The 13,705-nt window shown below is 63.8% G+C and carries 10 protein-coding genes and 2 pseudogenes; 7 read left to right on the top strand and 5 right to left on the bottom strand.

Annotation, left to right across the window (positions count from 1 at the left end):
* Window positions 1-41 precede the first annotated feature (41 nt).
* The 7 genes from N0Q91_RS18875 (at window position 42) to N0Q91_RS18845 (ending at window position 6,625) form a co-directional block, all read left to right on the top strand.
* Window positions 42-608 carry a nicotinate-nucleotide adenylyltransferase gene (locus tag N0Q91_RS18875; protein WP_275598154.1) on the top strand — a complete coding sequence of 189 codons (567 nt, stop codon included), beginning with the start codon at window positions 42-44 and terminating at the stop codon, window positions 606-608.
* A gap of 44 nt (window positions 609-652) precedes the next feature.
* On the top strand, window positions 653-1,144 hold the full coding sequence (rsfS, locus tag N0Q91_RS18870) for a ribosome silencing factor (protein WP_275597183.1): 492 nt from the start codon (window positions 653-655) through the stop codon (window positions 1,142-1,144).
* A gap of 152 nt (window positions 1,145-1,296) precedes the next feature.
* Entirely contained in the window at window positions 1,297-1,779 is a 483-nt protein-coding gene (rlmH, locus tag N0Q91_RS18865; RefSeq protein ID WP_275597182.1) for a 23S rRNA (pseudouridine(1915)-N(3))-methyltransferase RlmH, read from the top strand.
* Between the two features lie 141 nt (window positions 1,780-1,920).
* The gene (locus tag N0Q91_RS18860) at window positions 1,921-3,345 is read left to right on the top strand and encodes a murein hydrolase activator EnvC family protein (protein ID WP_275597181.1); all 1,425 of its coding nucleotides are present in this window, start codon (window positions 1,921-1,923) and stop codon (window positions 3,343-3,345) included.
* Window positions 3,335-4,657: a carboxyl-terminal processing protease CtpA gene (ctpA, locus tag N0Q91_RS18855; protein ID WP_100672756.1), complete on the top strand. Its 1,323-nt coding sequence runs from the start codon at window positions 3,335-3,337 to the stop codon at window positions 4,655-4,657. Before N0Q91_RS18860 ends, ctpA begins: the two co-directional genes overlap by 11 nt.
* Before the next feature lie 180 nt (window positions 4,658-4,837).
* The gene (locus N0Q91_RS18850) at window positions 4,838-6,037 is read left to right on the top strand and encodes a divergent polysaccharide deacetylase family protein (RefSeq protein WP_275597180.1); all 1,200 of its coding nucleotides are present in this window, start codon (window positions 4,838-4,840) and stop codon (window positions 6,035-6,037) included.
* 60 nt (window positions 6,038-6,097) lie between these two features.
* Window positions 6,098-6,625: an RNA pyrophosphohydrolase gene (locus N0Q91_RS18845; RefSeq protein ID WP_275597179.1), complete on the top strand. Its 528-nt coding sequence runs from the start codon at window positions 6,098-6,100 to the stop codon at window positions 6,623-6,625.
* Window positions 6,626-6,841: 216 nt separating this feature from the next.
* Here the strand turns inward: N0Q91_RS18845 and bfr are convergent, their stop codons facing one another.
* The 5 genes and pseudogenes from bfr to N0Q91_RS18820 all read right to left on the bottom strand — a co-directional run bounded on the left by bfr (window position 6,842) and on the right by N0Q91_RS18820 (window position 13,665).
* Complete coding sequence (gene bfr / locus N0Q91_RS18840; RefSeq protein WP_003531268.1) at window positions 6,842-7,327, bottom strand: bacterioferritin; 486 nt, start codon at window positions 7,325-7,327, stop codon at window positions 6,842-6,844.
* Complete coding sequence (locus N0Q91_RS18835; protein ID WP_100672753.1) at window positions 7,293-7,604, bottom strand: (2Fe-2S)-binding protein; 312 nt, start codon at window positions 7,602-7,604, stop codon at window positions 7,293-7,295. Before N0Q91_RS18835 ends, bfr begins: the two co-directional genes overlap by 35 nt.
* 280 nt (window positions 7,605-7,884) lie before the next feature.
* Window positions 7,885-11,234 (bottom strand): annotated as a pseudogene (locus tag N0Q91_RS18830) (DNA polymerase III subunit alpha).
* A pseudogene (locus N0Q91_RS18825) lies at window positions 11,231-12,785 on the bottom strand (DUF6504 family protein). The pseudogenes N0Q91_RS18830 and N0Q91_RS18825 overlap by 4 nt, the downstream one beginning before the upstream one ends.
* Window positions 12,685-13,665 carry an ImuA family protein gene (locus tag N0Q91_RS18820; RefSeq protein WP_275597178.1) on the bottom strand — a complete coding sequence of 327 codons (981 nt, stop codon included), beginning with the start codon at window positions 13,663-13,665 and terminating at the stop codon, window positions 12,685-12,687. Before N0Q91_RS18820 ends, N0Q91_RS18825 begins: the two are co-directional and overlap by 101 nt.
* Window positions 13,666-13,705 lie beyond the last annotated feature (40 nt).

The following is a 13,705-nucleotide window of genomic DNA, read 5'->3' as shown; positions in this document are numbered from 1 at the left end:
TGAATGCGCGCTATCTGAGCATGCCTCATGTCGAGTCCGGCATGGCCGTCGGCCTGTTCGGCGGATCCTTCAATCCGCCGCATGACGGGCATGCGCTCGTCGCCGAGACCGCTTTGCGCCGGCTCGGGCTCGATCAGCTCTGGTGGATGGTGACGCCCGGCAATCCGCTCAAGGACCGCAACCATCTCGCACCTCTTGGCGAACGCATCGCGATGAGCGAGAAGATCGCCCGTAATCCGCGCATCAAGGTGACCGCTTTCGAGCAGGCGCTCGGCCAGAGCTACACGGCCCGCACGCTGGAAGCGATCCGCGCGCGCAACCGCGACGTCCGTTTCGTCTGGGTCATGGGCGCGGACAATCTCAAGAACTTTCACCGCTGGCAGGACTGGCGCAAGATCGTCGCCACTTTCCCCATCGCCGTTATCGACCGGCCGGGATCGACTCTTGCCTATCTTTCCTCGCCGATGGCGAGGGCTTTCAGCAAGGCCCGGGTCGACGAGGAGGATGCGGGAACCCTCGCTTTCCGCCGCGCGCCCGCCTGGACCTTCATTCACGGCCCGCGTTCGGGCTCGAGTTCGACGGCGCTTCGTTCGGCCAAATTCGGGTGATTTCCCGTAATTCGGATCTCGTGTCTTGAAACCGTATGGGTTTGATGCCTACATTTAAGGACGGTTCGAACAATTATTTCGAATCGAACGTGCCTGTTCTGTTCATTTGGAAAGGAAAAACCCTGACAACAGCACACGCCAAGGGATATGCGGCATCCGCATTCCCGCGCAGCACGGAATCGAGCGACGAAGCCGCTGTCCGTGCGCTTCAACTGGTCCTCGAAAGCCTAGAGGACTCGAAGGCAGAAAATATCGTTACCATCGACATTGCCGGAAAATCGGCGCTGGGAGACTTCATGGTCGTCGTCTCCGGGCGATCGAACAGGCATGTGATGGCCATTGCCGACCACTTGATCACGGACCTGAAGGACGACGGCCTCGGCAGGGCTCGCGTCGAAGGTCTCGAGGGTGGCGACTGGGTACTGATCGACACCGGCGATGTGATCGTTCACATCTTCCGGCCGGAAATCCGGGCGTTCTACAACATCGAAAAGATGTGGGCGGCTCCCGAGATCGAAGACGGTACCCTGCACTGAGACACGTCGCCCGATCCTGACCATCGACTCAGGACGGAGCGACGGCCGGTGCCGAACGTGACATGCGATTGCCATCGCCGACGAGGCGGATGGCGGCAAGAATATTGCCGGTCGATAACAACCGATCGGCGCCGGCGGGGACGGATCGGGTCATGCGTATCGGACTTTTCGCAGTCGGCCGCCTCAAGGCGGGGCCGGAAAAGGACCTTGCGGGCCGCTATCTCGACCGGTTCGCCAAGGCGGGTCCAGCCGTAGGCCTCGAATTGGCCCGCGTCGTGGAGACAGTCGAAAGCCGCGCCGGCAATGCGGAGACGCGCAAGCGCGAGGAAGCCGGACAGCTTGAAAAAGCGCTCGCCGAGGGCAGCCTGCTCGTGCTGCTCGACGAGCGCGGCAAGGCGCTCGACTCGGAAGCTTTCGCACACCTGCTCGCTACCTTCAGGGACAGCGGCAAGCGCGATCTGATGATAGCGATCGGCGGTGCCGACGGACTCGATCCCGCGCTCCACGCCCGCGCCGACGCCGTGCTCAACCTCGGCAGGATGACCTGGCCGCACCAGCTCGTGCGCATCCTCATCGCCGAGCAGCTTTATCGCTCCGTGACGATCCTTTCGGGGCATCCTTATCATCGGGCCTGATCCGGCTGCCGCACCCCGCTGCCGCGCTTTATTTTCGTAGAACCGGCCCGGTCCGCCTCCCGATACGATAACGCGAATATGTATTGGTTTGCCCAGCCAAATCAGATTAGGGTCTCCTAACTTTTGGACTTATGAGACGGGATGAGACCTCCAACGAATAGAGCCTGCTTGCAGCGGGGCGCCCGGCGGTTCGGCTGCGGCACTGCGGTCATGGCGCTTTTCCTGTCGGTGATCGGCCCGACTGCGGCTCAGGACGCGCCCGCCGCCGCGCCGGCCGATGCGGGTGCCGCCAAGCCGGCGCCGCCGGATCCGGCTGCCGATCTGGCGGTCCGGCGCGACAGTACCGCGAGCGAGCTCGAGGCACTGTCGAAGACGATCACGCTTTCGCGGGATCGCTCCGAGGCACTCGAAAAGACGATCGCCGAGATCGACAAGAGCAACGAGACCCTCCGCGAAGCCCTCGTGGATTCGGCAGCCAAGCGGCAGGAGCTCGAACGCCGGATCGCCGACGGCGAAAGGAAGCTCGGCGATCTGCGCGTCAAGGAGGATGTGGTGCGGCGTTCGCTGCGGGCCCGTCGCGGCCTTTTGGCCGAGGTGCTCGCCGCTCTCCAGCGCATGGGCCGCAATCCGCCGCCGGCAATCCTCGTGACCCCGGAGGATGCGCTCGGCTCCGTACGCAGCGCCATTCTGCTCGGCGCCGTCGTTCCCGAGATACGCGAGCAGACCGACAGCCTCGTCGCCGACCTGAAGGCGCTCGCCGATATCCGCAGCGGCATCGCCAGGGAACGCGAGGAACTGACCGCGGCAATGACCGCCCGGCTCGAGGAAGAGCGGCGCATGTCGATGCTCGTCGCCGAAAAGGAGAAGCTGAGACAACGCAATGCGGCCGATCTGGCGGTCGAACAGCGCAAGGCCGAGGAACTCGCCCTGCAGGCGGGGAACCTCGAGGGCCTGATCTCATCGCTCGAAAACGAGATCTCCTCCGTGCGCGAAGCCGCCGCCGCCGCCCGCGCCGAGGAGGAGGAACGCCGCCGCATGAGCGCGGCCGAGCGCGAGGCTGCGCGGGAGCTCGCCCGGAGTGCCGTGCCTGACAAAAACCGCATTGCGCCGGCATATGTCTTTTCCGAGCTGCGGGAGCGGCTGGCTTATCCCGTTGCGGGTTCGCTTGTGCGCCGTTTTGGCGACGCGGACGGAACGGGGCATTCGCTGCAGGGGATCATGCTCGAGACCAATGCAGGCGCGCTGGTGACTACGCCGGCGGACGGGTGGATCGTCTATGCCGGGAGTTTCCGCAGCTACGGGCAGATGATCATTCTCAATGCCGGGGACGGGTATCATATCGTGCTCGCCGGCATGGAAAACGTCAGTGTCCGGCCGGGGCAATTCGTCGTGGCCGGGGAGCCGGTGGCGGCGATGGGTGCAAAAAGAGTGGCGAGTGCGGCGGCCTTGGCGCTGGAAACCGACAGGCCAACGCTTTACATTGAATTCAGAAAAGACGGGAAGCCGGTTGATTCCCGACCGTGGTGGACCGCAGCAGAGGTTGGAAGGGCGCGAAATGATACGTAGAGCTTCACTTGTCCTGGTCGGGGCGCTGATGGGCGCGACGGCGATGGGCGTCGTCTACTCGGCAACCATGCCGGCCGTGGCCGCAAATTCGTCGACATACCGCGAACTGGCGATCTTCGGCGACGTGTTCGAGCGCGTGCGCGCGCAATACGTGACGCCGCCGCAGGATGACAAGTTGATCGAGAACGCCATCAACGGCATGCTCTCGTCTCTAGACCCGCATTCGAGCTACATGAACTCGACCGACGCCGAAGATATGCGTACCCAGACGCGCGGCGAGTTCGGCGGCCTCGGCATCGAGGTCACCATGGAAGAAGATCTCGTCAAGGTGACGAGTCCGATCGACGACACGCCCGCCGCGCGCGCCGGTGTGCTCGCAGGCGATTTCATCTCGAAGATCGACGGTCAGGACGTCCGCGGCCTCAAGCTGGAGGAAGCGGTCGACAAGATGCGCGGCGCCGTCGGCACGCCGATCAAGCTGACGATCCTGCGCAAGGGAGCCGAAAAGCCGATCGAACTGACGATCGTACGCGACGTGATCGCGGTCCGCGCGGTGAAGGTCCGTGTCGAAGGGGATGTCGGCTATCTCAGGGTCATCTCGTTTACGGAAAAGACCTTCGAGGACCTGAAGAAGGGCATCGAGAAGATCCAGGCGGAAGTTCCCGCGGACAAGCTCAAGGGCTATGTCCTCGACCTGCGCCTCAATCCGGGCGGCCTGCTCGACCAGGCGATCAATGTCTCGGACGCGTTCCTGGAGCGTGGCGAGGTCGTTTCGACCCGCGGCCGCAATCCGGATGAAACCCGCCGCTTCAATGCGACCCCGGGCGACCTGGCCGGCGGCAAGCCTGTCGTCGTGCTCGTCAACGGCGGCTCGGCATCCGCGTCGGAAATCGTGGCCGGTGCTCTCCAGGACCTGAAGCGCGCCACCGTTCTCGGCACGCGCTCCTTCGGCAAGGGCTCGGTACAGACGATCATCCCGCTCGGCGACGCCGGAGCGCTGCGTCTGACGACGGCGCTCTATTACACGCCGTCCGGCAAGTCGATCCAGGGCACCGGCATCACGCCCGACATCAAGGTGGAGCAGCCGCTGCCGCCCGAGCTTCTGGGCAAGGTGGAAGCGCAGGGCGAATCCGATCTGCGCGGTCACATTCCGGGCCAGGAAGAGACCGAAGAGGGCTCCGGCTCGGTCGCTTACGTGCCGCCGGAAACCAAGGACGACATTCAGCTGAACTATGCGTTCGACCTGTTGCGCGGCAAGAAGACGGATCCGGCCTTCCCGGCCAACCCGGAACAGGCGCAGCTGAAGGAATAAGCCCCTCACCTGCAGAGTTTCAGGTGAGAGGAATCAAGGAGGCGCCGGGCTGTTCAACCCGGCGCCTTTATATTATCCATCGGCATGCAGTCGCATGTGCGATGATTCTGGCCTCCTTCAAGTCCATCGTCATGGCCAGCGGCGATTCGCGCCAGGATCGAAGCTCGACCGAGGCCCCGTTTGGCAACTGACCTCAACGCCCCGCTGGGCCAGAACCGCAAGGAGAGACCGGCACGCAAGCGCGATCTCCGTCGCGACCTGCGTTACTGCGGCCTCAGCCTGGGAGCCCTTGCGGTCATCGGGCTTTCCGCATGGAGCGCCCTTTCTCCCGGCCACCAGACCCGTTCACCTGCAATGCCCGCAGCGACCGCGACCCTCGCCACCGAACCGGCGCCACCCTCGGAGGGCCGAAAAGCCAGGCCGGAGGCGCTCCACCGGAGCGGCGCTCTCTCCGGCGCACATGTCGAGGCCGTTCTAACCGATGATGGCGCGACGGTCAGGAAATACACGCCCCGTTCGCGCGAAACCGGCGGCCCCGCGCTGATCGGTGTCGAGCCCACGCGAGGGCAGGACCCTCGCATGGCAGCCCTTCCAAATGAAAGCCTGCTGGAAGACCGCCCGGAAGGCCGCCTGCCGGTCATCGGCCCGGACGGGCTGAGGCCGATGGAGCAATATGCGCGCCCCTGGTCCGGCGCCCGCGGAACGCGGATCGCCATCGTCGTCGGCGGCCTCGGCCTCAGCCAGACGGGGACGCAGCGCGCCCTCCGCGCACTGCCGCCGGAAGTGACGCTTGCCTTCGCCGCGGCCGGAAACAGCCTGCAGCGCTGGATGCAGGAGGCGAGGCGTAACGGCCACGAGATCCTGCTGCAGGTGCCGATGGAACCGTTCGATTACCCGAACAACGATCCCGGCCCACACGCGCTGCGCGTTTCCTCCGATGCCGGGAAGAACCTTGCGGAACTGCATCGAAGCATGGGACAGATCACCAATTACACCGGCGTGATGAACTATCTCGGAGGCCGGTTTCTCTCCGATACGGATGCGCTCGAGCCCGTCATGCGCGATCTCGGCAAGCGGGGCCTCCTGTTCCTGGACGACGGGACGTCGGCGCAATCGCTCTCGGGCACGCTCGCCGGCGCCTTCGACGTGCCGCACGGTTTCGCCGATCTCGTGCTCGATGGCGAGCTCAGCCGCAATGGCATCCTGCGCAGACTCGACGAGCTGGAGCGCATCGCGCGGAGGAACGGCACCGCGATCGGGGTCGCTTCCGCCTTCGACGAAAGCGTGGCGGCCATTGCCGAATGGATCGAGGAAGCCGGCGGGCGGGGCATCGAGGTGGTCGGCGTGGCCGCACTCGTCAAAGATCCGAAACAAAACTGATTTAAGCGCAGTGGACCATCGAGTCATACGGCTCGCGGCAACATGCAAAGGAAGGACGATATGGGGAAGGATAAGGGGCGCGTCATGACGGCTGAGGATCTGCCCTATCGGCCATGTGTCGGCGTCATGGTTCTCAACCGGCAGGGACTCGTCTGGGCCGGGCACCGGCTCGCCGTCGGCAATTCCGAATACGACGGTTCGCCGCAGCTCTGGCAGATGCCGCAAGGCGGCATCGACGATGGCGAGGACCCGCTCGCGGCCGCCTATCGCGAACTCTACGAGGAGACCGGCATCCGCTCGGTCTCGCTCCTGGCGGAGGCGCCGGATTGGATCAATTACGACCTCCCGTCGCACCTGATCGGGATCGGTCTCAAGGGCAAGTACCGCGGCCAGAGGCAACGCTGGTACGCCTTCCGCTTCGAGGGCGAGGAGAGCGAAATCGCGATCAACCCGCCGCCCGGCGACCACGAGCCGGAATTCGACGCCTGGGAATGGAAGCCCATGCACGAACTTCCGGGTTTGATCGTGCCCTTCAAGCGCAAGGCCTATGAAGAGGTCGTCGCGGCATTTTCGCATCTGGTGCGGTGAGCGAAAGGGCTACCGGAATTAGCCCCTCATCCGGCTGTCGCCACCTTCTCCCCGCTTGCGGGGAGAAGGGACACGCGGCTCCGCCTTGCCCTGAATTCGACGGCGGAAGACGCCTGGCGTTTGCTGCCTGTCTCCTTCGCCCCGCTTGCGGGAGAAGGTGGCCGGCAGGCCGGATGAGGGGCTGATTTAATTCGCCGCCCTTGAGGGGGCTGGGATTTACTCGGCTTCGTCGGCGGAAGCGGCGTTGAGCTGGCCGTATTTTTCCTCACCGATCTTGCGGAGCAGATCGAGCTGCGTTTCGAGGAAGTCTATGTGGCCCTCCTCGTCGGCGAGCAGTTCCTCGAAGAGCTTCATCGAGACGTAATCGCCGGCCGCGTGACAGATGTCGCGGGAGTTCTTGTAGGCGGTGCGCGCGTCGTACTCGCCGGCAAGGTCGGCTTCCAGGACTTCCTTGACGTTCTGGCCGATGCGCAGCGGCGCGACCGTCTGCAGATTCGGATGACCTTCGAGAAAGATGATGCGAGAGACGAGCTTGTCGGCGTGGTGCATTTCCTCGATCGATTCGGCGCGCTCCTTCTTGGCGAGCAGCGTGTATCCCCAATCTTCGAGAAGGCGGTAATGCAGCCAGTACTGGTTTACGGCACCGAGTTCGAGATAGAGCGCTTCGTTAAGCTGCTCGATGACCTTTGCGTCGCCTTTCAAGATCCGCCCTCCGGTTTTCTTCATGGAATTGTCTGAGGCGGTTCATGAAATCAAATATATCGGCGTCCGTCGAGTCGCGGCGGGCGTGATATTGCTCGGTGGTGCGGATGATGATGTCGACGACATTGGGAAAACAGCCGCAGCAACGGCCGCGTTTTTCCATCGCATGATAGACTTTCGCCGGCACGATCAACTGCCAACAGTCCTCGTCGAGGAGGCCGACGATCGTGTCCTCGATGTCTTTCTCGGTGATGAAGTTGCAACTGCAAACCAGCATTTCGTCGTGTCCATCATACGCAACGCTCTGATTTTGCGATAAAGCAAAAGAGGACATTTGCCGTCAACTAAAAACTCTTCTCCATATGGTTGAAGGGCGCATTAGAGCGATTCTAAACTTGATGGAAATCGTCGCATTTTCATTACATTAGGCGATTCTAAGGAGGGGATTTTTCCTCCATGACTTGTAATTCCGGCAACGGTGCCTGCGACATTTTTACACAGGTCGCCTTGGGGCCTCAATCGCAAGGCGACGACTTCGATGCGAGTAATGACGGGGCTCAATGAAAATTGCGCCCCTTCGGCATGACCTCCGCTACCTGGGCGGCCGCCTCGCCCTCCGGTGCTGCGCGAGCGGTCAGGCCCAGGCGCAATTGCCGGAGTTTTTTCTTTTCGCGGGCGTCCGCGCTCGGCCGCAAGACCTCGTCCGCGCGGTCGTTGACGCCGAAACGCCGCGCCTCCCGGCGCAGCAGGCCAAGCATGGGCGTTATATCCTCCAGATGATCGGCGACCACGTGAATGACGCCGCTCTGGTTCTGCAAGCGGCCGCGGACTTTCACAAGCCGCGATCCCATGACCTGCCGCCGGTATTTCTGGAACGTCTTTTCCCAGACGATGATATTGGCGATGCCTGTTTCGTCCTCGATCGTCATGAAGATGACGCCATTGGCAGAGCCCGGCCGCTGCCTGACCAGTACAAGGCCCGCCACCGTCACCCATCTCCCCGTCGCGGTTGCGGCCAGATCCCGGCTGCGCAGGATACCCATTCGCGAAAAATCCTCCCGCATGAAGGACACGGGGTGCGCCTTCAGGGAGAGCGTCAGGGTGCGATAGTCATGAATGACCTGTTCGCCTGCCGGCATTTCGGGAAGAGCGACCTTGGGCTCGATCTGCAGATCGTCGGAACCCGCCCCTTCGAAAAGCGGCAACCGCTCCACCGCCGACTGCTCGTCGAGCGCCTTTACCGCCCAAAGGGCCGCTCGCCGGTCGAGACCTACCGACCGGAAGGCATCGGCATCCGCAAGGCGCTCCAGAACGGCGCGGGAAAGCCCGGACCGAAGCCACAGGTCATGAACGGAGCGGTATCCCTCCCCCGGCGCGCGACCAGCGCTTCCATATCCGTCTGCTTCAGGCCCTTGACCAACCGGAAGCCCAGCCGAACGGCCTTCCGGGTTTTGATCACCTCCCGCATGCTGGCGTGGCGCGGGTGGACAGCATTCTTGTCGAAGGAACCCTCGCCTTCGAGCAGGGCGTCCCAATCCGAATGGTTGATGTCGACCGGCAGCATTCTGACCCCGTGTTCGCGGGCATCGCGCACCAGTTGCGCCGGTGCATAGAAACCCATCGGCTGCGCGTTCAGGAGCGCGGCGCAGAAGATGTCCGGATAATAGGTCTTGAGCCAGGCCGAGGCATAGACGAGAGAGGCGAAGGAGGCAGCATGGCTTTCGGGGAAGCCATACTCGCCGAATCCCTTGATCTGGTTGAAGCAGCGCTCGGCGAATTCCCTCTCGTAGTTATTCGCAACCATGCCCTCCACCATCTTCCGCTCGAAGGTGTGGATCGTTCCGGTCCGCTTGAAGGTGGCCATGGCGCGGCGCAGGCGGTCGGCCTCGCTGGGTGAAAAACCGGCGGCGGTGATGGCGATCTGCATCGCCTGCTCCTGGAACAGCGGCACGCCCAGCGTCCTTTCAAGAACCGCCTTCAATTCCGGGCTGGGATACACGACCGCCTCGCCCCTGCGCTGGGCTTCGCGCCGTTTCAGATAGGGATGCACCATATTGCCCTGGATGGGACCGGGGCGAACGATCGCTACCTCGATCACCAGATCGTACATTTCGCGCGGCTGCAGGCGCGGCAGCATGCTCATCTGCGCCCGGCTTTCGATCTGGAAGACGCCGACCGTGTCGGCGCGGCAGATCATGTCGTAAACCGCTTCGCGATGATCCTGGTAGATTTCGGCCAGCGTTATCGGCTTGCCGTAATGCGCCTCGAGCAGCTTGAAGCCCTTGGCAAGGCAGGTCAGCATGCCGAGCGCCAGCACGTCGACCTTCAGTATCTTCAGCTCGTCGAGATCGTCCTTGTCCCATTCGATCATGTAGCGGTCGGGCATGGCCGTGTTCATGATCGGCACGACCTCGTCGAGCCTGTCGCGGGTAATCACGAAGCCGCCCACATGCTGCGAGAGGTGGCGCGGAAAATTCATGAGCAGACTGGCATAGGCAAGCACGCGCCTGGTGAGAGGGTCCGCCGCGTCGAGCCCCGCCCCTTTCGCCTGCTCCTCGGTGAAAGGCGAGGTGCCCCAGCCCCAGATCGAACTGACGAGAGCCGATTGAACGTCTTCCGAAAGGCCGAAGGCCTTGGCGACCTCGCGCCCGGCGGAGCGCGAGCGATAGCTGATCACCGCGGCGGTCAGGCCCGCATGCTCCTTGCCGTAAGTCCTGTAGATATACTGGATCACCTCTTCGCGCCGCTCGTGCTCGAAGTCGACATCGATATCGGGCGGCTCGTCGCGATCCTTCGACAGGAAACGGTCGAACAGCAGGGTGAATTTCTGCGGATCGACATCGGTGATGCCGAGGCAGAAGCAGACCGAGGAATTGGCCGCCGATCCCCGCCCCTGGCAGAGAATATTCACGCTGCGGGCAAATTTCACGAGCTTGTGCACGGTCAGGAAATAAGGCTCGTATTTCTTGTCGTGGATGAGCTCGAGCTCATAGTCTATCTGACGCATCACCTTTTCCGGCACGCCTTCGCGATAGCGCTCGGCCGCACCTTCCGCGACGAGCCTCCGCAAGCTTTCGGCCGGCGTCTCGCCATCGGCGTTTTCATCCGGATATTGATGGCTGAGCTCGTCGAGGCTGAAGGTGAGCTCGCTGAAAAATTTCCGCGTATTGGCAAGCGCCTCGGGGTAGTCGCTGAAAAGCCTGGCCATTTCCCTTGGGCCCTTCAGGTGCCTTTCGGCATTCTTCTGCAGAAGGAAGCCGGCGCCGGCGATCGGCACATGCTCCCGGATGGCGGTGACGACATCCGCGAGCGGCCTGTAATGCGGATCGTGATAGAGCGCGTCATTGGTGGCGAGCAACCCGATGCCGGTTTTTCGGGCAAGGGCTGCCAGGACGGCAAAATCATGCCGGTCGAAACCGTCATAATGCGGCGCCAGGCCGAGATAGAGCCGGTTGCCCGCATGCTCCTGCAATGTCCCGAGCAGCACCTCCAGGCTCTCCGCCTCCGGCCGTCCTTCGCTTTGCATGACGATCAGAAGAAGCTCCTCCTGCCATTCGAGCAAGTCGGCGAGATGGAGCGTGCAGTCGCCCTTCTTCGAGCGCAGGTTCCCGGCGCTGAGCAGGCGGCAGAGATGCCCCCAGCCCCGCCTGTTTTTCGGATAGGCGAGAATGTCCGGCGTGCCGTCGGCAAAAACCAGGCGGGCGCCCGGCTGGAAGGGGTAGCCCTCCACCTTCGCCTTGGCATGGGCCCTGACGACGCCGGCGACGCTGTTGCGGTCGGCAATGCCGAGACCGGCAAGCCCCGCCTTCTTGGCGAAGACGACCATCTCTTCGGCCGGCGCCGCCCCTTCGAGGAAGGAGAAATTCGTGCGCGCACCGAGCTCGCAGAAGGCAGTATCCGCGCTCATGCGAAAACTCCGTGCATGAACCAGCGGGGTGAGGCGGTCTCCCTTCCGTAAAGGCCTTCGCGAAACAGCCAGAAGCGGCGGCCCTCCTGATCCTCTATCCGGAAATAATCGCGCGTCGGATGATTCTCCCCGTCGATCCACCATTCGGCGGCGATGCGCTCCGGCCCCTCGGCACGGGCGACGCGGTAGCGGGTCTTGCGCCAGTTGAAGCTTCGCGGAGCGCCCTCGGGCACTTCCGCCGTCGCCTCCACCGGTTCGGGATGCGCGAAAATCCGAAGCGGACGGTTTTCGGGGAAAGCCTTCTCTTCAAGGGCAGGCGGCCTCAGGACCGCGGCCACGTCCGTCACGGCGGCAAATCCGCCCGCCCGTTCCGGCAGATGGCTTTCGGCAAGGGTCGCCTGCATCAGACACCCGGGCCCGAAACGGGCGGAGACCTTGTCGACGAAGGCCGCGAGCGGCTGGCTTTCGTCGGGGGCGCCGGAAAAATCCTGCTGCGCCGGATCGAGCCTTTCGCTTCCGAGGACCGAAAGCCGGACGATTTCGAAACCATATCCGGCATCGAGATCGTCATGAACCGCCTGCAGCCGCTCGCGAAAGAGGGCGGCTATGCGGGCGGCATCGTTCAAGGGCACGGCCGCATGGGCTCGGACGCGGAATACCCGGCCGTCGACGCGGAACAGGAGGAGCTCGAAGAGCCGCCCGCCTTCGCCATGCCGCTCAAGCGAGGAGCGGACATCCCTGGCGAGGTGACGGGTCAGCTCGAGAATGTATTCCTCGTCCTGCACCGGCTCGGCGAGCCGGCGCTCGGCGGAGAAGCTCGGCACGGGCAGCCGGGGCGAAAGCGGCTCGTCCTCGAAGCCTCTCGCCTGATCGAGTCTGAGGAGAAGGGAGGAGCCGAAGCGGCGGGCGAGCGGCGCCCGCGGCGCTTCGAGAAGATCGCCGATCTGTTTCAGCCCGACCCGTTCGAGTGCGGCCGCGGTGTCCGCCGGCAGTCGCAGCGCGGCGACCGGCAAGGGTGCAAGCACCGGGTCCCCGTCCTCGGGCGCAATGACGTCGGCATCGCCGTAACGGGCGACAGCCCAGGAAAGCCCGGCTGCGGAGGAGACGGTCGCCCGCGCCTCGACGCCGAGAGAAAAGACGCGACAGGACATCGCTGACGAGCGCCTTCTCGCCGCCTTGAAGATGGGCGCAGCCGGTGATGTCGAGAAACAGGCCATCCGTGCCGTCGAGTGCCACGAGCGGCGTATAGCGGTCGCACCAGTCGGCAAGCGCCTCCAGAAAGGCCTGGTCGGCGGCCGGATCGGCGGCAATCACGTCGAGCGAGGGACACATGGCGCGGGCTTCCGCCGCCCCCTGGCCGCGCCTCAGGCCGATACGCTCTGCAAAAGTATCGAGCGCAACGAGCCGCATGGCATTGTCGATCTTGGCGGCGAAGACGACGGGCGGATGGTCAGGACGCCCGCGCGAAAGCCAGGAGGCGCCCCATCGGCTGCGCGCGACGCGATCGGCCGGCAGATGCGGAAAGTGGATCGACAGGATCCGTTGGCTCATCGTTTGTCTGAAGAGCGGCGCTCCGGCGTTCATCGAGTGAGTAGAAGCGGCGGTCATGGGCGTTCCATTCGAGAAAGATGTCGTCAGAGGCTTGGCGCCTGCTTTTTTCGACAAGGAGGTGAAAGGCGGAATGGTCGATGCTGCCGCAAAGCACCGAACCATCGGGAAGAGGACGTTCGCCGGCCGGTGCCGGCTTGACCTGGATCCGGAAGAAGGCGCTGCTCGCCTCCTCCTCGCCCGCCTGACGCAAGACGAGAAGAGGCACGCCGCCCGCCCGGGCTCTCACATGCAGACGCCGGCTCTCGCTCAGGGCGAGACAGGCAGGGTTGCCGCGGACTTCCAGAACGACCACGGCGAAGACCGGTACCGAAAGCGCCGTTTCGGCGATCCACAGCGCATCCTTCACCGTGCGTGCCGAAACGAAGAGAAAGCGCTCGGCGTCGAGTCCATAGGCCTTGAGGCCCGGCGCATAAGGCTGACCCGCCTCACAGGCAGCAAGCGTCTGGCTGATCCAAAGGACCGGGGCCAGACGGCCATTCTCCTTCTTCTGCCGCTGATAGAGCACCGCAAGCGCCGCCACGAAGCCGGCGGCCGCGCCCGCATCCCGGGTCTCGGCATTGCGGATTTCCATCATGCCCTCGAGCGGCAACCCGCCCTGGAGGGTCTCATCGAATTGCGGGACGCCGAGCGGCAGGACCTTGCGGCGGGGCGCCTCCTCCTTGTCGCGGCGAAAGCCGACGGGATCGGCCGCCTTGGCCGACCGGACGCATCCCGGCACCCCGCGATCTTCAATCCGCGCAATGGTCTCGCGAAGGGAAAGAACGGTTTGCCGTTGCACGGCGTTTCCGGCCATGACGGTCAGCTCCATCTGCATGTTCATGTTATGTTCTTATGGATTCCAGAGCTGCCCTCAAGAGTCA

The organism is Sinorhizobium prairiense (genome assembly GCF_029201645.2).
GTDB classification, from domain to species: Bacteria; Pseudomonadota; Alphaproteobacteria; order Rhizobiales; family Rhizobiaceae; genus Sinorhizobium; species Sinorhizobium meliloti_A.
Note: the sequence above shows the minus strand (reverse complement) of the source record. Positions and strands in the feature narration are given on the sequence as shown.

Excerpts from the sequence above, each read along its gene's own strand:
- N0Q91_RS18875 (WP_275598154.1), top strand. The coding sequence starts at position 42 with ATGGCCGTCGGCCTGTTCGGCGGATCCTTCAATCCGCCGCATGACGGG.
- rlmH (WP_275597182.1), top strand. The coding sequence starts at position 1,297 with ATGCGTATCGGACTTTTCGCAGTCGGCCGCCTCAAGGCGGGGCCGGAA.
- N0Q91_RS18820 (WP_275597178.1), bottom strand. The coding sequence starts at position 13,665 with ATGAACATGCAGATGGAGCTGACCGTCATGGCCGGAAACGCCGTGCAA.
- ctpA (WP_100672756.1), top strand. The coding sequence starts at position 3,335 with ATGATACGTAGAGCTTCACTTGTCCTGGTCGGGGCGCTGATGGGCGCG.
- N0Q91_RS18845 (WP_275597179.1), top strand. The coding sequence starts at position 6,098 with ATGGGGAAGGATAAGGGGCGCGTCATGACGGCTGAGGATCTGCCCTAT.
- N0Q91_RS18835 (WP_100672753.1), bottom strand. The coding sequence starts at position 7,604 with ATGCTGGTTTGCAGTTGCAACTTCATCACCGAGAAAGACATCGAGGAC.
- rsfS (WP_275597183.1), top strand. The coding sequence starts at position 653 with ATGCCTACATTTAAGGACGGTTCGAACAATTATTTCGAATCGAACGTG.
- N0Q91_RS18860 (WP_275597181.1), top strand. The coding sequence starts at position 1,921 with ATGAGACCTCCAACGAATAGAGCCTGCTTGCAGCGGGGCGCCCGGCGG.